The organism is Limnohabitans sp. 2KL-17, assembly GCF_003063415.1.
Taxonomy (GTDB): domain Bacteria; phylum Pseudomonadota; class Gammaproteobacteria; order Burkholderiales; family Burkholderiaceae_C; genus Limnohabitans_A.
In genome coordinates this window covers 14,251-33,532 of sequence record NZ_NESK01000015.1, presented here as the reverse complement: position 1 = coordinate 33,532, position 19,282 = coordinate 14,251, and the positions used below count along the sequence as shown (strand labels likewise).

At 60.5% G+C, this 19,282-nt stretch carries 15 protein-coding genes; 8 read left to right on the top strand and 7 right to left on the bottom strand.

Annotated features, from left to right (window positions below; all coding sequences use genetic code 11):
• Positions 1-28: 28 nt before the first annotated feature.
• Both B9Z45_RS09045 and B9Z45_RS09040 read right to left on the bottom strand, forming a co-directional pair.
• Positions 29-955 carry a LysR family transcriptional regulator gene (locus tag B9Z45_RS09045; RefSeq protein WP_108406905.1) on the bottom strand — a complete coding sequence of 309 codons (927 nt, stop codon included), beginning with the start codon at positions 953-955 and terminating at the stop codon, positions 29-31.
• An 18-nt stretch (positions 956-973) separates the two neighbouring features.
• Positions 974-1,900, bottom strand: coding sequence for a hydroxymethylglutaryl-CoA lyase (locus tag B9Z45_RS09040; RefSeq protein WP_108406904.1), 927 nt, complete (start codon positions 1,898-1,900; stop codon positions 974-976).
• A gap of 257 nt (positions 1,901-2,157) precedes the next feature.
• Between B9Z45_RS09040 and B9Z45_RS09035 the strand changes: the two genes are divergently transcribed.
• From B9Z45_RS09035 to B9Z45_RS09015, 5 genes are all read left to right on the top strand, one after another.
• Positions 2,158-4,392 carry a malate synthase G gene (locus B9Z45_RS09035; protein ID WP_108406903.1) on the top strand — a complete coding sequence of 745 codons (2,235 nt, stop codon included), beginning with the start codon at positions 2,158-2,160 and terminating at the stop codon, positions 4,390-4,392.
• Between the two features lie 97 nt (positions 4,393-4,489).
• Positions 4,490-4,744, top strand: a complete 255-nt coding sequence (locus tag B9Z45_RS09030) for a hypothetical protein (RefSeq protein ID WP_233252145.1) — start codon at positions 4,490-4,492, stop codon at positions 4,742-4,744.
• A gap of 36 nt (positions 4,745-4,780) precedes the next feature.
• A complete protein-coding gene (locus B9Z45_RS09025; RefSeq protein ID WP_108406902.1) occupies positions 4,781-5,029 on the top strand; it encodes a cysteine-rich CWC family protein in 249 nt (82 codons plus the stop codon).
• The gene (locus B9Z45_RS09020) at positions 5,026-6,552 is read left to right on the top strand and encodes an MFS transporter (RefSeq protein WP_108406901.1); all 1,527 of its coding nucleotides are present in this window, start codon (positions 5,026-5,028) and stop codon (positions 6,550-6,552) included. Before B9Z45_RS09025 ends, B9Z45_RS09020 begins: the two co-directional genes overlap by 4 nt.
• A 3-nt stretch (positions 6,553-6,555) precedes the next feature.
• Positions 6,556-7,320 (top strand): class II glutamine amidotransferase, encoded by a 765-nt coding sequence (locus B9Z45_RS09015; protein ID WP_108406900.1) that lies wholly within the window; start codon positions 6,556-6,558, stop codon positions 7,318-7,320.
• A 38-nt stretch (positions 7,321-7,358) separates the two neighbouring features.
• Here the strand turns inward: B9Z45_RS09015 and gshB are convergent, their stop codons facing one another.
• The 4 genes from gshB to icmF form a co-directional block, all read right to left on the bottom strand.
• Positions 7,359-8,300: a glutathione synthase gene (gshB, locus tag B9Z45_RS09010; RefSeq protein ID WP_108406899.1), complete on the bottom strand. Its 942-nt coding sequence runs from the start codon at positions 8,298-8,300 to the stop codon at positions 7,359-7,361.
• The gene (locus B9Z45_RS09005) at positions 8,297-9,232 is read right to left on the bottom strand and encodes a diacylglycerol kinase family protein (protein ID WP_158270397.1); all 936 of its coding nucleotides are present in this window, start codon (positions 9,230-9,232) and stop codon (positions 8,297-8,299) included. Before B9Z45_RS09005 ends, gshB begins: the two co-directional genes overlap by 4 nt.
• A gap of 4 nt (positions 9,233-9,236) precedes the next feature.
• Positions 9,237-10,745, bottom strand: coding sequence for an AMP nucleosidase (locus B9Z45_RS09000; RefSeq protein WP_108406940.1), 1,509 nt, complete (start codon positions 10,743-10,745; stop codon positions 9,237-9,239).
• 84 nt (positions 10,746-10,829) lie between these two features.
• On the bottom strand, positions 10,830-14,120 hold the full coding sequence (gene icmF / locus B9Z45_RS08995; RefSeq protein ID WP_108406897.1) for a fused isobutyryl-CoA mutase/GTPase IcmF: 3,291 nt from the start codon (positions 14,118-14,120) through the stop codon (positions 10,830-10,832).
• A 154-nt stretch (positions 14,121-14,274) separates the two neighbouring features.
• Between icmF and B9Z45_RS08990 the strand changes: the two genes are divergently transcribed.
• Positions 14,275-14,709 carry a rhodanese-like domain-containing protein gene (locus B9Z45_RS08990; protein WP_108406896.1) on the top strand — a complete coding sequence of 145 codons (435 nt, stop codon included), beginning with the start codon at positions 14,275-14,277 and terminating at the stop codon, positions 14,707-14,709.
• 79 nt (positions 14,710-14,788) lie between these two features.
• Positions 14,789-16,111, top strand: a complete 1,323-nt coding sequence (locus tag B9Z45_RS08985; protein WP_108406895.1) for an acetylornithine deacetylase/succinyl-diaminopimelate desuccinylase family protein — start codon at positions 14,789-14,791, stop codon at positions 16,109-16,111.
• 49 nt (positions 16,112-16,160) lie between these two features.
• Here the strand turns inward: B9Z45_RS08985 and B9Z45_RS08980 are convergent, their stop codons facing one another.
• Entirely contained in the window at positions 16,161-17,606 is a 1,446-nt protein-coding gene (locus B9Z45_RS08980) for an amidase (protein ID WP_108406894.1), read from the bottom strand.
• A 61-nt stretch (positions 17,607-17,667) separates the two neighbouring features.
• On the opposite strand from B9Z45_RS08980, the gene B9Z45_RS08975 reads away from it, so the two are divergent.
• The gene (locus B9Z45_RS08975; RefSeq protein ID WP_108406893.1) at positions 17,668-19,242 is read left to right on the top strand and encodes an ABC transporter substrate-binding protein; all 1,575 of its coding nucleotides are present in this window, start codon (positions 17,668-17,670) and stop codon (positions 19,240-19,242) included.
• Positions 19,243-19,282: the final 40 nt, after the last annotated feature.

Genomic DNA, 19,282 nt, shown 5'->3' with positions numbered 1-19,282 from the left:
AGCGTTCCACTCGCCGGATCTGTCAGGGTCAATGCCCCGGTTTGTGCCAGTAGCCGGGTTGTGCGTAGTGGTGTTTCAGGTAGTCAATCCAGAGCCTGACCCTCAGCGGCAAGTGCTTGCGCTGCGGAAACACCACATAAATCCCGTTGGGTGGTGCGGCAAAGTCTTCCAGCACCGCCACCAACTGGCCCGACTGGATTTCGCTTTCCACCTCCCAGGTGCTTCGCCAAGCGATGCCGTAACCGGCCAGGCACCAACTGTGCAGCACCTGCCCATCTGAACAATCGAGGGGGCCGCCGGGTCGCAGGTGAACCACCTCGTGGCCGCTGTCGGTGGGGCTTCTAAAGGCCCAGCCTCGGGTTTGCGAGGCATCGCTCGACAAAGTCAGACAGTCGTGCTGCAGCAAGTCGGACGGTTGCAGGGGTGTGCCTCTCCGGGCCAAATAAGCCGGGGTGGCAACGCACAGGCGCCGGTTGTCGGCCATGCGCACACTCACCAGTGACGAGTCGGGCAGGTCGCCGACACGCACCGCGCAGTCAAAGCCTTCGGCAGCCAGATCCACCACGCGGTCGCTCAGGTTCAGGGATATCGAGACATCGGGGTGCAACTCTCTGAAGCGCGGCACCAAAGGCGCCACATGGCGACGACCGAAACCGGCGGGCGCCGTGATGCGCAAATGCCCACTGGCCTTGACGCCACCCGCCGACACACTGGCTTCGGCGTTGGCCACGTCAGATAGCAAGCGCTGACAATCTTCCAGAAAAGCGCTGCCTTCGTGGGTCAAGGTGATGCGGCGCGTGGTGCGCACCATCAGTTTCACGCCCAAATTTTCTTCGAGGGCATCGAGTCGCCGACCGATGATGGCCGGGGCCACGCCCTCGGCGCGGGCCGCAGCGGTCAGGCTGCCCTTGGTGGCAACCGACACAAAGGTTTCAAAGGCTTTGAGCTTGTCCATGGCCTTGATTGTGCGGCATCAAGTTCGCCAGCCTTTGGGCAAGCCGGCTTCGGGCGTCATGCCATAAAGAGGTTCGCCAGGCAGGCCGTCTTGCAGTGGCAAACGGGCTGCCATCAGCTTTTCGAGATCAATGCCCGTCGACACGCCCATGGCCTCCAGCATGAAGACCAAGTCTTCGGTGACCACATTGCCCGACGCGCCGGGTGCGTAGGGGCAGCCGCCCAGGCCGCCCAAAGAGCTGTCAAACGTGCGCACACCCGCCTCATAGGCGGCCAGACAATTGGCCAGGCCCAGACCGCGGGTGTTGTGCATGTGGGCTGATCCCGTGCGCTCGCCAATTTCTCGAAAAAGCTGCTGGAACAGCCGGCTTACCTGCGCCGGGTTGCCCATGCCCGTGGTGTCCGACAGGCCGATTTCGTCCACGCCCACTTGTGCCAGTTGCACCGCCAGGCGCAACACATCGGCTTCGGGGACATGGCCTTGCAAGGTGCAGCCAAAAGCAGTGGACATGCCCACTTCGACCGGCACGCCGGGCGCATGCTGATCGCGCCAATGCAGCACCGCCTGGACTTCTTGCACCATGGCCTCGGGTGTTTTGCGCACGTTGGCCATCGAATGCGCCGGGCTGGCCGACACGGGCAATGTGAGCTTTTGTGCCCCGGACTGCAGCGCGGCCTGTGCACCGCGCAAGTTGGGTACCAAGGCCATTACCCGAAGACCTGTATGCCGTAACGCATGCTGCACCACCAGCGCGGCATCGGCCATTTGCGGCAGCAGTTTCGCGGGAACGAACGAGGCCACCTCGATCTCGCGCAGGCCTGCAGCGGCCAGCGCATCGATCCAGAGCAGCTTGTGGGTGGTGTGCATGGTGGCCTTGACCGATTGCAGGCCATCGCGAGGGCCGACTTCGCTGATCAGGACGTCCGGTGTGTGGGGGCGTGTCATGGCTGAATTAAACCGCAGCGCGTTGCTGTGGGCCAAAAGCGCTGCATTTTTTCAAGACGCCCCTCTTGAGGTTTTGGGGGCAAATGCCGGTTTTCTGCCGCCGCATTTGTGTTTAAAAGTCAGGAGTCTCAGAAGTTTTTGCGGGTTTATCACCGTCTAAATTTAGAATAGAGTGGATATTCCCTTTGGACCGCTGGCGATCTGTCGCTTTGAATGTTGTCCATCCCCGATTTTTTGACTTGACCCCAGAGGTTTTCATGACTGCACGCACCGCGATCCACAACCTGCAAGTGGCCAACTCCTTGCTGAGTTTTATCAACGACCAGATGCTGCCCGCCACCGGCGTGCACCAAGACGTGTTCTGGAAAGGCTTCAACGACATCGTGGCCGATCTGGCCCCGAAAAACATCGCCTTGCTGGCCGAGCGGGACCGCATCCAGACCGCCATGGACCAGTGGCACACCGCCAACCCCGGCCCGGTCGCTGAAGGCAAGGCCATGAAGGCCTACCGCAAATACCTGTCACAAATCGGCTACCTGGTGACCGAGCCCAAAAGCGCCCAGGCCACCACCGCCAATGTCGACGCCGAGCTGGCCAAGCTGGCCGGCCCGCAGTTGGTGGTGCCGATTTTGAATGCCCGCTATGCCCTCAACGCTGCCAACGCCCGTTGGGGCAGCTTGTACGACGCCTTGTATGGCACCGATGCCATCAGCGAAGCCGATGGTTGCGAAAAAGGCTCGGGCTACAACCCCAAGCGCGGCGCCAAAGTCATTGATTACTGCCGCAATGTGCTCGACCGCTGTGCGCCCCTCAAATCTGGTTCGCACGTGGGCAGCAAGGGCTATGCCGTCAAGGCGGGCAAGCTGCTGGTGACCCTCGCCAACGGCAAGAGCACCACTCTGGCCGATGCCAAGCAGTGGGTCGGTTACACCGGCGACGCCAAGGCGCCTGCTTCGGTGCTGTTCGTGCACAACGGCATTCACCTCGACCTGCAAATCAACAAGAGCACAGCCATTGGCAAGACCGATGCCGCCGGTGTCTCGGACTTGATCGCTGAAAGCGCACTGTCCACCATTCTCGACCTTGAGGACTCGGTGGCCGCTGTCGATGCGGACGACAAAGTTCTGGCCTATGCCAACTGGCTGGGCATCCTGCAAGGCACCCTGAGCGAAGAGGTGCAAAAGGGCGGCAAGACTTTCACCCGCACCATGAACCCGGACCGCGAATACACCCAACCCAATGGCAAGGGTTCGGTGCGTTTGCACGGCCGCTCGCTGATGTTCGTGCGCAACGTCGGTCATTTGATGACCAATCCCGCCATCCTCTACAAGGCCGCCGATGGCAGCACCAAAGAGATTCCTGAAGGCATCCTGGACGCCATGGTCACCGTGACCTGCGCCCTGGCCGATCTGCAAAAGAAAAAGTCCAGCACCTTGCGCAACAGCCGCACGGGCAGCGTCTACATCGTTAAACCCAAAATGCATGGCCCGGCCGAAGTCGCTTTTGCCGACGAGTTGTTTAGCCGGGTTGAAAAAGTGATCGGCATGAAGCCGTCTACTGTCAAGCTGGGCATCATGGACGAAGAGCGGCGCACCAGCGTCAACCTGAAAGCCTGTATCGCTGCGGCCAAGAGCCGCGTGGCCTTCATCAATACCGGCTTTCTGGACCGCACGGGTGACGAAATGCACACCTGCATGCTGGCTGGCCCGGTTATGCGCAAGGGCGATATCAAGAGCAGCGTTTGGCTGAGTGCTTACGAAAAGAACAACGTCACCGTGGGTCTGCAATGTGGCCTGCGTGGCCGCGCCCAGATCGGCAAAGGCATGTGGGCCATGCCCGACTTGATGGCCGACATGCTCAAGCAAAAAATAGGTCACCCCCTGGCCGGTGCCAACACCGCATGGGTGCCCAGTCCGACGGCCGCCACACTGCACGCCATGCACTACCACCAGGTGGACGTGCCGGCCCTGCAAAAGCAAATGGAAAAAGCCATAGCCAAGCAAGATGCCAAAGAACTGCGCGAAGAAACCCTGAGCAAGTTGCTGCAGTTCCCAGTCGTGGCCAAAGACGCTGCCAACTGGTCTGAAGAAGACAAGCAAAAGGAACTCGACAACAACGCCCAGGGCATTTTGGGCTACGTGGTGCGCTGGATTGACCAAGGCGTGGGCTGCTCCAAAGTGCCTGACATCCATGGCGTTGGCCTGATGGAAGACCGCGCCACGCTGCGCATCTCCAGCCAGCACATGGCCAACTGGCTGCACCACGGGGTGGTGACCGAAAAGCAGGTCAAGAAAACCATGGAGCGCATGGCGGCCGTGGTGGATGCTCAAAACGCAGGCGATGCGGCTTATAAGCCCATGGCAGGCAACTTCGCCAAATCGGCAGCCTACAAGGCGGCCTGTGACCTGGTCTTCAAGGGCAAAGAACAGCCCAGCGGCTATACCGAGCCGCTGTTGCATGCTTGGCGCCTGAAAGTCAAGGCTGCAGCCTGAAGGCGGGTGGACTGAAATAAGTCCGACATTTGAAAGCGGCTCCTTCGGGAGCCGTTTTTGTTGCGTGTCAGGTTTGGCACATCGGCAATGCCTGAAAATGGGCTTTTTGGAGGGCGTGATGCGCTGGATAGACCGGATTCCGATGTTGCTGCTGTTGGGTATTGCCATTTACCTGGCTGGGGCCCCTTTTGTGCCGGAGCCGCACCTGTTGGAGAAGTGGCGCATGCTCTTCGAAGGCACCTTGAGCAAGCCCATTGACATCTTTGACTTTTTCTTGCACTCCCTCCCCCTGGTGGTGCTGGTCATTCGCCTGTGGCGTGACGCGCACCGCCGCCGTCAGAGCAAGGACTGACCCCCCCCATTGAGTCAACAGGGTGAGCCAAACCACATGAGCCTTTTACTGCCTGCGATGGACCCATGCCGCTGCCCCTTGTGCGGGCAGCCCAATGCCTGCGCCATGGCGGGTGCCTTGGCGCCTGGGCCGTGCTGGTGTACGCGCGTGCACTTCAGTGCCGACTTGCTGGCACAGGTGCCCGAAGCGGCTCGCAACAAGGCCTGCATTTGCGCGGCGTGTGTGGCTGCATCTGAAGACAACAAAGCCCAAGTTGAAGACCCATCCAAAGGCGAGGGCGCATGAGCCTAGCCCAAGGCCCCCACAGTTTGCAGGCGCTGCAAGCGCGTTATGGTGAGCGGCACCGCTGGTTGTTGCTGCTGTCGGTGATGCTGGGCTCGATGGCGGCGGTGATGTCGTCCACCATCATGAACGTGGCCATCCCGGACATGAGCCAGCACTTTGCGCTGGGTCAAAGCCGGGTGCAATGGGTCACCTCGGGCTTTATGGTGGCCATGACCGTGTCCATGCTCACTACTCCCTGGCTGCTGGCCCGTTATGGCTATCGCCGGGTTTATGAGGTGTGCATGTGGTTGCTTTTGGGTGGCGGTGTGGCGGGGGGCTTTGCCAATGATTTCCCACTGGTCATGGCCGCACGCGTCGCCGAAGGCCTGGCTGCAGGCGTGGTGCAGCCCATTCCTGCCATCATCATCTTGCGGGCGTTTGCTTCTGAAGAGCAGGGCCGCGCCAGCGGACTGTTCGGCATGGGCGTGGTGCTGGCTCCGGCCATCGGCCCAAGCATTGGTGGTGTGCTGGTCGACATGTTCGGCTGGCGCTCGATCTTTTTCATGGTGGTGCCGCTGGCCATGGTGGCGCTGTGGCTGTCACGACGCTACGTGCCCACATCGGCCCCGGGCGGCGTTCAGGCCGATGCCGACAGCCCCGGCCTCGACTGGATCGGACTGGCGCTGGCCAGTGCCTCCACCTTGATGCTGCTCAACGGCCTGGTTCAGCTGCGCGGCGACGACGATACGGTGGCCATGGTCTTGCTGGCGCTGGCGGGCGTGGGCATGGCGGTGTTTGTGGCATGGCAGCGTCATTTGCTGCAGCCAGGCCGACGCGTGCGTCGTGCGGCTTCGGGCCGCCAAGGCAAGCCGGTACGGCAGGCACTGCGTGGCCCACTCATGAACCTGCGAGTATTTGGGCACCGCCATTTCGCCATGGGGGCGTTGGTGTCTTTCACCTATGGCATTGCGCTGTTTGGCTCCACTTATTTGCTGCCGGTCTATATGCAGATGGGCTTGGGCCTGTCGCCGTCCTATATTGGTGCGGCCTTGCTGCCAGCAGGTATTTTGCTGGCCGTAACCATCGCCGCGGTGGGGCGTTTGTCAAACCGCATGCCGCCAGCGCATTGGGTGAGCTGGGGCCTGGCCTTGCTGGCGCTGTCCTTTGCGCTCATGCCTTTGGTGCACCCTGCAGCGGGACTGGCCTTGCTCTGGATTTTGGTGATCCTCGGCCGCATTGGCTTGGGCTTCATCTTGCCTTCACTCAACCTGGGTGCTTTGCGCGGCTTGCCCAAGGACCTGATCCCGCAGGCTTCCAGCGTGATCGGTTTTGTACGCATGCTGGGCGGCGCGGCGGGTGTGAGCATTTGCGCCATCGTGCTGGAGTGGCGTCTGGCGGTCTACGCCTTGGCCGCAAACAGCCCGAGCAGAGCCGACTTACGGGCTTTCAACGAAACCTTTGTTTTTCTGGCCACCACGACCGCGCTGGCCTTGCTGGCCGCCTGGAAAATGGCCGAGCCCACAGCCACCCCCGCCAAGGACTGAACCATGTGTCAATTGCTCGGCATGAATTGCAACACCCCCACTGATGTGACCTTCAGCTTCAGCGGCTTTGCGCAGCGAGGCGGCATCACCGACCACCATGGGGATGGCTGGGGCATTGCCTTTTTTGAAGGTCTGGGCGTGCGCCATTTTGTGGACCACCAAAGCGCCAGCAGTTCGCCGGTGGCCGAGCTGATTCGCCGCTACCCGATCAAAAGCCGCAACGTGATCGCGCACATTCGCAAGGCCACGCAAGGCGAAGTGAGCCTGGAAAATTGCCACCCGTTTGTGCGTGAGCTGTGGGGCCGGTATTGGGTGTTTGCACACAACGGCAACCTGGTGAGTTACGCACCCCGATTGCATGGCAGCTTCAAGCCTGTGGGGCAGACCGATAGCGAGCGCGCCTTTTGCTGGCTGATGCAGGAGTTGGCCAAGTCACATGCCAGCCTGCCCAGCGTGCAAGAGCTGACCATGACATTGCGTGAGTTGGTGCCGCAGATCGCCCGCTTTGGCACGTTCAATTTCTTGCTCTCCAACGGCCAGGCATTGTGGGCGCATGCCAGCACAAACCTGCATTACGTGTTGCGCAGTCACCCGTTCACGAAGGCGACTTTGAGCGATGAAGACCTGAGTGTGAATTTTGCTGACCATGCCAGCGAGAACGACAGGGTGGCGGTGGTGGTGACTGCCCCGCTGACCACCAATGAGGCCTGGATCGCTTTTGAGCCTGGGCGCTTGTACACCTTTGAAGACGGTGACTTGAGGCCCTAGCCCACGCCGCCTCAGCGCCAGCAAAACCCATCTGATGTTTAAAGCGCTGCTTCTATGGCATCCATAAACAGCGCCGCCACATCACACCCTGTCTGGTCGGTGATTTCCTGAAAACAAGTTGGGCTGGTCACGTTGATTTCTGTCAGGCTGTCGCCAATGATGTCCAGGCCCACCAGCATCAGCCCGCGCGCTGCCAAAATTGGTCCCAGGGTTTCGGCGATCTCACGGTCACGCGCTGAAATCGGTTGCGCCACACCTTTGCCGCCAGCCGCCAGGTTGCCGCGCACTTCCCCGCCTTGCGGGATGCGGGCCAGGCAAAAGGGCACGGGCTTGCCGCCAATCAACAGCACACGCTTGTCACCTTGGGCAATGCCGGGCAAGAACTTTTGCACCATGACGGTTTGCGCGCCGTCCCGGTTGAGTGTTTCAATGATCGCACCCAGATTCAGTCCGTCAGCCCCCACCTTGAAAATGCCCATGCCGCCCATGCCGTCCAGGGGCTTGAGGATGATGTCGCCATGCGTGGCATGAAACGCCCGGATGTCGGCATCGCTTCGCGTCACCAGGGTGGGCGCGATGAACTGCGCAAACTCCAGGATGGCCAGTTTTTCGGGGTGGTTGCGCAGCGCGGCAGGGCTGTTGAAGACCTTGGCGCCTTCGCGCTCGGCCTGGCTCAGCAGGTGGGTGGCGTAAAAGTACTCGCTGTCAAAAGGCGGGTCGGTGCGCATGATGACGGCGTCAAAGTCCTTCAGGTTTGCGCGACGTGTAGCGGTCTGCTTGAACCAGGCATCGGCTTGCCCCGTCAGGGTGATGTCGCGCACCTGCGCCGATACGACTTCACCTTGCTGCCACCGCACATCGGTCATCTTGCAGGCGACCACCTGATGGCCGCGCTTTTGCGTCTCGCGCATCATCGAAAAGGTGGTGTCCTTGTAAATCTTGAAGGACTCGAGGGGGTCGGCAATAAAGAGAATATTCATGCGTTCATTGTAGGTGGGCGGTTGGAACTTGTCTGGCGAGTGACGGCCTGCAATCGGGCCCTCTGGCAGTGAACGCGAAGCTGCGTTGCCAAGCCCAGGCATTCACCATCAGCCGCCAGCGGAACGCCATCCACGCAATCAATGGTCAGTGTCTTGAAGGGTCGGCACTGCAGGCGTGGATCGGTCAAATGCTTGCCGACCAGCAAGCGCGGCAGCAAATTCAGAACGCCTGACCGCCCCATTGGCCCGGCCAGCAGCGCATCCAGTTGCCCGTCGTCTATCCGGGCGTGGGGCACTGCAGGCATGCCCGAACCAAAGCTGGGAGTGTTCAGGCTGGATGCAAACAGCGCGGGCCCCGAGGACATCGGCTCACCGTCTGCGCTCACCGAGAGTTGCCAGGTTTGCAAATAAGCCAATTCTTTCAGTGTGGCCCAAAGGTAGCGCGGCAAGCCTCTCAACCAGCGCGGTCCGTTCAGGGCGCGCAGACCCACTGAAGAATCAAAGCCTGCCGTCAGGCTCGAAAAAAAGTGGGTGTCATGGCTTTGCCCTTGCAAGTCTGTCCAGCACGCCAAGCCGGTATCAACGGATCGGGCCGGGCCGTTCAGGGCATGCTGCAAAGCGGCGGTCCATGACAAGCCATACAGGCCCAACGCCCTGGCGCAGTCGTTACCGCTGCCCATGGGCACCAGGGCCAGTGTCAGCTTGCGCGACAGCAAGGCGGGCAGCCAACGGTTCAGGGTGCCATCTCCACCCACAGCCACCACCCGACTGCCTTCGGGCAAGTTTTGCAGCAATGCAAGGCTTTCTTGCAGCTTATCCGGGGCCGCAAAGCTGCTGTCTGGTGCGTGCGTTTGAAGCCAATTTTTAAAAGGAGGAATGGCTCGTGCAGCACGCCCACCTTGCGCATGCGGGTTAAGCAGGATGAGTGTCATGGGGTCACTGAAACGCGACTTCGGCAAAGCTGCGCAGCTTGCGGCTGTGCAATTGTTCGGGCCCCGCATCGCGCAACAAGGTCACGGCACGGATGCCGATTTGCAGATGCTGCTTGACCCTTTCACGGTAAAACTGGTTGGCCATGCCGGGCAGCTTGATCTCGCCGTGCAACGGCTTGTCGCTGACACACAGCAAGGTGCCGTAGGGCACTCTGAAGCGAAAACCGTTGGCCGCAATGGTGGCGCTTTCCATGTCCAGCGCCACGGCGCGGCTTTGGCTGAAACGCCGCTGCGGGGTGCTGGCCACATTGCTGGTGGGCAGCAGTTCCCAGTTGCGGTTGTCGGTGCTGGCCACGGTGCCGGTGCGCATGAGGCGTTTCAGCTCTGCGCCATGACACCCGGTGATCTCGGCCACGGCTTGCTCGAGGGCCATCTGAATCTCGGCCAATGCAGGAATCGGCACCCACAGCGGCAGCTCTTCGTCCAACACATGGTCTTCACGCACATAGGCGTGGGCCAGCACATAGTCGCCCAGCTGTTGTGTGGTGCGCAGCCCCGCGCAATGTCCCAGCATCAGCCAGGCATGCGGTCGCAGCACCGCAATGTGGTCGGTGATGGTTTTGGCATTGGCAGGCCCCACGCCAATGTTGACCATGGTGATGCCGCTGTGGCCTTTGCGCACCAAGTGGTAGCCCGGCATTTGCGGCAGCCGAGGCGGCGGCTGGCCTTGTGCATCGGCGTCTTCAGGTGACAGGCCAATCCGGCGAGTCACCACATTGCCGGGTTCAATGAAGGCGATGTATGCGCTGTCAGGGTTTTGCATCTCGGCATGACCCAGGGCGATGAATTCGTCGATGTAGAACTGGTAATTGGTGAACAGCACATAGTTTTGAAACCAGTGTGGTGAAGTGCCTGTGTAGTGGCGCAGGCGCTGCAGGGAATAGTCCACCCGGGGCGCCGTGAACAGCGACAAAGGACGGGCTTCTGAAGCGGCTGGCTCATGGGTGCCATTGGCAATTCCATCGTCCATGGCGGTGAGGTCGGGCAGGTCAAATACCTCACGCATCAGAGCCTGTCGATCAGGGCTCAGGCTGCCTTCCATGTACTCGTCTTCGGCAAATGAAAAATGGATTGGGATGGGTTGGCTGCTGGTGCCCACCTGCAAGCTGACGCCGTGATTTTTTAGCAGAAGCGACAACTGCTTTTGAATGTAATAAGCGAACAGATCTGGCCGGGTCAGGGTGGTTTCAAAGCGGCCCGGTTCGGCCACAAAACCATAGCTTAAAGGGCTGTCCAGCCCGGCGGGCTTACGGCTGGCGCTGCTGACCTGGACGCGAACAAAAGGATAGAAAGCCCGTACCCTGGTACCTGCCATGTCCGCCCCTGCCACAAAGTCGCGCATGGCTTGGCGCAGGTGGTTGACGCCTTGCTGGTAAATGTGCTGGACCTGGGCCAAGGCGCTGTCGGCATCCTGGTGTTCAGATGGGGCGATGAAGGGCGGTAGGTGCTGCATGTGAAAATCTCGATCAGTGCTCTCCAGTGTAGAGGGCAACGCCATCGGGATGTTGATTCAGGACCATCTGCCGATCATAAAAACTCACATATTGCGTCGGTATTGCCCGCCCACCTCAAACAGCGCATTCGTGATCTGACCCAGTGAGCAAACACGCACCGCATCTATCAGCACCTCGAACACGTTGCCATTGTCAATCACCGCTTGCTGCAGTCGCTTGAGCATCTCAGGCGATTCGCTGGCGTGCAGGGCCTGGAAATCGTGCAGGCGTTTGAGTTGCGATTGCTTTTCTTCTTCGGTCGAACGGGCCAGCTCCAGCTTGTAATTGACTGGGTCGCCATGTGGATTGCGGAAGGTGTTGACGCCAATAATGGGCAGCTCGCCCGTGTGCTTGAGCATCTCGTAGTGCATGGACTCGTCCTGAATCTTGCCGCGCTGGTAGCCGGTTTCCATCGCGCCCAAAACCCCGCCACGTTCGGCGATTTTTTCAAACTCGGCCAGCACGGATTCTTCAACCAACTCGGTCAGTTCGTCAATGATGAAAGCGCCTTGGTTGGGGTTTTCGTTCTTGGCCAGGCCCCACTCGCGGTTGATGATGAGCTGAATCGCCATGGCCCGGCGCACCGACTCTTCGGTGGGGGTGGTGATGGCTTCGTCAAACGCGTTGGTGTGCAGGCTGTTGCAGTTGTCGTAGATCGCGATCAGCGCCTGCAATGTGGTGCGGATGTCGTTGAACTGAATTTCTTGCGCGTGCAAGCTGCGGCCACTGGTCTGGATGTGGTACTTGAGCTTTTGCGAGCGCTCATTCGCGCCATATTTCTCTTTCATGGCCACGGCCCAGATGCGGCGCGCCACGCGGCCGAGCACGGTGTATTCCGGGTCCATGCCATTGGAAAAGAAGAAGCTCAGGTTGGGCGCGAAATCGTCGATGTGCATGCCACGCGCCAGATAGGCTTCGACAAACGTGAAGCCGTTGGAGAGCGTAAAGGCCAGCTGGCTGATCGGGTTGGCCCCGGCTTCAGCAATGTGGTAGCCAGAGATGGACACCGAGTAAAAGTTGCTCACATCGTGGTGCACAAAATACTGCGCAATGTCGCCCATCACTTTCAGGCTGAATTCGGTCGAGAAGATGCAGGTGTTTTGGCCCTGATCTTCTTTCAGGATGTCGGCCTGCACGGTGCCGCGCACGTTGGCCAGCACCCATTCCTTGATCTTGGCGGCTTCGGTTTCGGTGGGTTCGCGGCCATTGTCAGCCTTGAATTTGTCGATGTTCTGGTCGATGGCCGTGTTCATGAACATGGCCAGAATCGATGGCGCAGGTCCGTTGATGGTCATCGACACGGATGTGGTGGGGTTGCACAGGTCAAACCCCGAATACAGCACCTTCATGTCGTCCAGCGTGGCCACGTTCACGCCCGAGTTGCCCACTTTGCCGTAAATGTCAGGGCGCAGATCGGGGTCGTTGCCATACAGCGTGACCGAGTCGAATGCGGTGGACAGGCGCTTGGCGGGCAGGCCTTCGCTCACCAGTTTGAAGCGGCGGTTGGTGCGAAACGGGTCGCCTTCACCGGCAAACATGCGGGTAGGGTCTTCGCCCTCGCGCTTGAATGCAAAAGTGCCTGAGGTGTAGGGGTAGCTGCCAGGTACGTTGTCCAGCATCAACCACTTGAGCACTTCGCCATCGTCTTCGTATTTGGGTAAGGCCACTTTACGGATGGTGGTGCCGCTGAGTGACTTGGTGGTGAGGGCCGTGCGGATTTCCTTGTCACGGATTTTGACCACGTACTCGTCGCCCGCGTAGGCCTTTTGCATGTCAGGCCACTGGCCCAAGAGCTTGCGGGCAGTGGGGTCTTGGGTTTGTTCGCGCTGCACTGCCAGGTCGATGGCGGCCTCGGCGGCTTTGGCGCGACCGGCCTTGCCCGTTTCGAGCATGCGGGCCACAGCGCGAAGCTGCTGGATTTCACGGGCCAGGCGCGACTGGTCAATGGCGCGCTTTTTGTAGCCGCGAACGGTGTCGCTGATCTCGGCCAAATACCGGGTGCGCGCTGAAGGCACGACAGGGTTCTGGTGGGTGCTGTAGCGCACATCCACCACCGGCAGACGGCCCTCGGTGGTGGGCATGCCCAGCTCTGCCAAACGTTTTTTGAGGGCCTGGTACAGCGCGGTCACGCCGTCGTCGTTGAAGCGTGCGGCCATGGTGCCAAACACCGGCATCTGCTCGGTCGGTACCGTCCAGGCTTCCTTGTTGCGCTGCACCTGCTTGGCCACATCGCGCAGCGCGTCGCTTGAGCCCTTGCGGTCGAATTTGTTGATGGCCACGAACTCGGCAAAGTCCAGCATGTCGATCTTTTCGAGCTGGCTGGCCGCGCCAAATTCGGGCGTCATCACATACATGGGCACATCCACATGCGGCACGATGGCCGCATCGCCTTGGCCGATGCCGGACGTTTCCACCACGATCAGGTCAAAACCAGCCACCTTGCAGGCCGCGATCACATCGGGCAGAGCGGCCGAAATTTCAGAGCCAAAGTCACGTGTGGCCAGCGAGCGCATGAAGACACGAGGGCCTTGCGACCAAGGCGAAATCGCGTTCATGCGGATGCGGTCGCCCAGCAAGGCCCCTCCGCTCTTGCGGCGTGAGGGGTCAATCGAAATCACGGCCACACGCAAGCTGTCGTTTTGGTCCAGCCGCAAACGGCGGATCAGTTCGTCGGTGAGTGAAGATTTGCCTGCGCCGCCGGTGCCGGTGATGCCCAGCACGGGTACTTTCTTTTGGGCGGCTTGTTCGCGCACAGCTTTGACCACGCCGGCATCGGCCTTGTCATTCTCCAAAGCGGTGATCAGTTGTGCCAGCGCGCGCCAGTTCATCTCGCCGTGTCCCTGAATGTCGTCTACGGTTTTGGGGGCCAGTGGGCTGACGTCCTGGTCGCAGCGCATGACCATTTCGCCAATCATCCCGGCTAGGCCCATTTTCTGGCCGTCTTCGGGGCTGAAAATGCGCACGCCGTGCTCGGCCAGCATGCGGATTTCGGAGGGCACGATCACGCCGCCACCACCGCCAAACACCTGAATGTGCTCACCACCCCGGGCTTTGAGCAGTTCCATCATGTAGGTGAAGTATTCGTTGTGCCCACCCTGGTAGGAGCTGATCGCAATGCCTTGGGCATCTTCCTGCAGGGCGGCGGTGACCACCTCGTCGACCGACCGGTTGTGGCCCAGGTGGATGACCTCTGAGCCCATGCCTTGAAGGATGCGGCGCATGATGTTGATGGCGGCGTCGTGGCCGTCAAACAGGGAGGCGGCGGTTACAAAACGCACCTTGTTGGTGGGGCGGTATTCGGCCAGGGCCTTGAACTCTGCGGACAAGTCGGTCATTCGGTGTCTCCGTTAGCGGTCTGTTTGCATTGACGTTGACGTAAACGTCAATCACATACAGCATCTTAGCCGCTGCCGCCTTTCCTGTCACTGACAGGCTGACGCGCTGGCAAAAAGTTATCATTCTTGACCAATTTAGCCCGATGGCCACACCATGACGACACCCCCAACCTCCTCAGGATTCGATGTTCAGCCCGCTTCGGGCTATGCCGGTGACATCAGCCCCCAACTGGCCTGGGCCTGGGTGCAGTCGGGCGAGGCTTTGCTGGTCGATGTGCGCACCGATGCCGAACGGGCCTGGGTGGGCTTTGTGCCCGGCGCCCATGCGCTGGCCTGGAAGCAGTGGCCCGGCATGGCCATGAACCCTGAGTTTGACGCAGGCATTCAAAGTCTGGCTGCCGGTGGCAAGAAGCTGTTGATGCTTTGCCGCAGCGGGGTGCGGTCCATCGCCGCAGCGCAGCGCGCCAACGAGTTGGGCCTGCAGGCGTACAACATATTGGAAGGCTTTGAGGGCGATCCGGATGGCCATGCCCACCGGGGATTGAAGGGGGGCTGGCGTTTTCGGGGTCTGCCCTGGCAGCAAAGCTGACGGGCCTTCCTTGGCAACTGTGCTGCACCTGTGCCCTTTGCGACTTTGGGCAGGCAGCGCCGGGCGATAAACTGAAGTCATGAATACATCTGTTCAAAAGCTGCTCGACCGCATCGAAGCTAAACGCGACGAAGTCACCGCCCTCACGCAAGCGCTGGTTCGCATTCCCACCATCAACCCACCGGGAGACGCTTACGAAGCCTGCGCCCATTTCATCGGCGAGCGGCTGGCCAAAAAGGGTTTTGCGATTGAATATGTGCGCGCCATTGGTGCACCGGGCGACAGCGACAGCCATCCTCGCACCAATGTGGTGGCGCGCTGGCAAGGCCAGGCGCCCGGCGAGTGCGTGCATTTCAACAGCCACATTGACGTGGTCGAGGCGGGGTCGGGCTGGACCTATGAGCCGTTTGGCGGGCAGGTGGCCAACGGACGGGTCTATGGCCGCGGCAGCTGTGACATGAAGGGCGGGCTGGCGTCCAGCATCATCGCCTGCGAGGCCCTAATCGAATCGGGTTTGCCAATTCCCGGCGCACTGGAAATCAGCGGCACGGTCGACGAAGAGTCGGGTGGTTTTGCCGGGGTGGGCTACCTGTCTGAGCGCGGGTATTTCAGCAAACCGCGTGTGCACCATGTGATCATTCCTGAGCCCTTGGGTGTTGACCGCATCTGTCTGGGGCACCGGGGCGTGTGGTGGGGTGAGGTGGAAACCCGAGGGCGCATTGCGCACGGCTCCATGCCCTTTCTGGGCGACAGCGCCATCAACCATATGAGTGCCTTCATCCACTTGCTGGAGACGCAATTGCAGCCGCGCTTGCAAGGCCGGCACACGGCCGAGCCGGTTGAGCCACCAGGCGCACGGGTCAGCACGCTCAACATCAACAGCATCCACGGCGGTCAGGTGGAGCAGCATTACGCGAATGACGAACGGGGCTGGCCTACAGCGCAAACGCCTGCGCCCGTGGTGGCGCACAGTTGCCGCACTGTGCTGGACCGGCGTTTCATCGCTGAAGAAAACCTCGAAGCCGTCAAGCAGGAAATCATCGACATGCTCGACGAGCTCAAGCGCACTCGGCCAGGGTTTGATTACGGCGTTCGCGAGATCATGAGTTTTGTGCCCACCGCTACTCCCAAAGACGCCCCGGTGGTGGATGCCACAGCGCGGGCCATTGCCCGGGTGCTGGGACGCGAGCCCAGCTACATTTCAAGCCCCGGTACCTACGATCAAAAACACATCGTGCGCACGGGCAAGTTGCAAGACTGCATTGCCTATGGTCCGGGCATCCTTGATCTGGCGCACCAACCCGATGAATACGTCGGCATCCAGGAGTTGGTGGATTCGGCCAAGATCATGGCTCTGGCATCGCTGGACCTGACGGGCTGGTCGCGCATGGTGTCTGCCTGACGCGACTCTTCCAAGCTCAACAGGCCGGCGGTCCTGCCAGGCCTGAGCGTCAGATGCCCGGTGGGCGCTGGGCCACCAGTTCTTGGTTGGCCATTTCGTAAGCGTGGGCCAGTTTCAGCAAGTCCCAGTCGCCTTGGGGCTTGCCGATCAAGGCCAGCCCCATGGGCAAGCCGTTGGCCCCAAAACCCGCAGGCACGCTGATCGAGGGAAGACCGGCGAAGGTGGCGTAAATCACCACTTCCATCCAGCGGTGGTAGGTGTCCATGGGTCGCCCCGCCAGGCTTTGCGGCCAGCGCATAGTGATGTCAAAAGGCCAGGACTGTGCCACCGGGATGGCCAGCACATCGAACTTTTTAAACAGCGGCAGCATGCTTTGGTAAAAGCGTGTGCGGGTGGCACTGGCCGACATGAGTTGGGCGCCGGTCAAGGCCAGATGCTGGTCGTACTCCCACAGCGCTTCGGGTTTGATGTGCTGGCGGTTGTCGGGGTTAATCAGGAAGGGTGCCACGCGAGGCCCGACCAGGGCTTGCCGCCAGACCAGCCAGGCTTGCCAGATTTGTTCAGGGGGCATGCCCAGCGTGGCTTCATCGACCTGGCAGCCCATGCCCGACAGGCTGGCCAGAGCCGATTGGCAGACGGCCAAAATGCCGTCCTCCATGGGCAAATAGCCCCGCAGGTTGCCCAGCCAGCCGATGCGCGTGCCCTGGGGGTTGTGGTCCAGCGAACCGGCAAACACGGCGTGGTCGTCGGTCAGGCTCAAGGGGCTTGATGGGTGGGCGCCTGCTTGCACCGACAGCAGCATGGCCAGATCGCGCACATGGCGGGCCATCGGGCCCTCGGTGGCCAGTTGGGCAATGAAAACGTCTTGCGCGGGCAACATGGGCACACGGCCTTGTGAGGGGCGCATGCCAAACACATGGTTCCAACCTGCAGGGTTGCGCAGGCTGCCCATGAAGTCCGAACCATCTGCCACGGGGAGCATGCGTTTGGCCAGGGCGACAGCGGCGCCGCCACTGCTGCCACCCGCTGACTTGCTGGCGTCCCAAGCATTGCGGGTAGGGCCAAACACTTCGTTGAAAGTGTGCGATCCCAGGCCGAACTCCGGTGTGTTGGTTTTGCCGATCAAGATGGCGCCCGAGGCCTTCATGCGCTGGGCCATGAGGCCGTCTTCGCTGGCCACAAAGTCTTTCATCAAGGGACTGCCCAAAGTGGTGCGCAGGCCCTGCACGTTGGCCAGATCCTTGATGGCCTGGGGCATGCCGTGCATCCATCCCATGGATTGACCGCGGGCCAGTTGGGCGTCACGTTCGTCGGCTTGCGCCAGCAGAAGTGGCGTTTCAACGCGGCTGACGATGGCGTTGCTGTGCGTGTTGTGTTGGTCGATTTGCGCGAGCGTGCCAAGCATGACCTCCCGGCACGACACTTGCTTGGTGTGTATCGCATGCGACAACTCGCATGCACCGTATTGGGTAAGGCCCTGATGACTTCTTTGCATAAATGGACTTATAGTGTGACGAGAAAGATTGCATTGTCCCCCTATTGACTGGAGTGAATTCATGAAACGTCGTTCAATTTTGGCTGTCGCGGCTTTGGCCGCAGCCTTGTGCGCACCGCTGGCCGTCCAGGCGCAGGGCAAAACCCTCAAGGTGGTACCGCATTCCAATGTCACGATCCTCGATCCGATCTGGACCACAGCCTTTGTCACGCGTAACCACGGGTACATGATTTATGACACCTTGTTCGGCACCGACTTGGCTGGCAAGGTCAAGCCCCAGATGGTGGACAAGTGGAATGTCAGCAAAGACAACCTGACATGGACTTTCACACTGCGTGACGGCCTGGAGTTTCACGACGGCAAGAGCGTTACCAGCGAAGACGTGGTGGCCTCCATCAAACGTTGGGCCAGCCGTGACAGTTTTGGCGGTGTACTTGCCAGAAGCGTCGATTCGTACGCCACACCCGATGCCAAGACCTTTGTGATCAAGCTCAAGCAGCCCTTTGGCGTGATGCTCGAGGCGCTGGGCAAGCCGTCTTCCAACGTGCTGTTCATCATGCCGGCCCGTATCGCGGCCACCCCCGGCAGCGAGCAGATCAAGGAAAACATCGGTTCGGGCCCCTACAAGTTCGTGTCCGCTGAATACAAGCCCGGCGAGCGCTTGGTGTACGCGAAAAACGAAAAATACAAACCCCGTGCCGAAGCGCCCGATGGCACCACCGGTGGCAAGCAGGTCTATCTTGACCGCGTCGAGTGGGTCATCATCCGTGATCCGCAAACCCAGTTCAATGCCTTGGTGGCGGGCGAGGTCGACATCGTCGAGCAGCCTACGTTCGAGCAATACGCTTCGCTCAAAGCCCAAAAAGACATCCAGTTGGTGGACGCTCAGCCGGCCGGTTTGCAATACATCTTCCGTTTTAACCACCTGCATGCCCCGTTCAATGACGTGAAAATCCGCCAGGCTGCCATGGTGGCACTGGGCCAGGAGGCTCACCTCAAGACCCAGGTGGGTGCGCCCGGCATGTTCACTTTCTGCAAGAGCATGTACCCCTGCGGTACACCGTTCGCCAGCGAAAAAACAGGCATTTACACCGGCATGGCCGACCCGAAAAAGGCCGCTCAAATGCTCAAGGATGCGGGCTATGACGGCACGCCTGTGCTGCTGATGCGTCCGACCGATCTGGCCGCGATTGCCAAACTGCCTTTGGTGGCCAAGCAGCAACTCGAAGCCGCTGGCTTCAAAGTCGACATGCAGCAAATGGACTGGGCCACCCTGGTGGCGCGCCGCGCCAAGAAGGATGCGCCTGCACAAGGTGGCTGGAATGCCTTCATGACCGCATGGACCGCTGGCGACATCCTCAACCCCTTGACCATGTCCATGATGAATGCGGCGGGCGACAAGGGCTGGTTTGGCTGGCAAGACGACAAGCAAATTGAGGACCTGAAGGTCAAGTTTGCACAGTCCACCACCGAAGCACAGAAAAAGCAGATTGCCGAGCAGATCCAGTTGCGCGCCATGGAAACAGCCTCCCATGTGCCATTGGGCCAGTACTTCAACCCCGCAGCCTTGCGCAAAAACATCTCCGGGCTGGTGCCTGGCGGCGCACAGGTCTACTGGAACATCAAGAAGAACTGATTCCCGGGGCTTGCCGCACTCGCTGAGTTCGGCAAGCCTT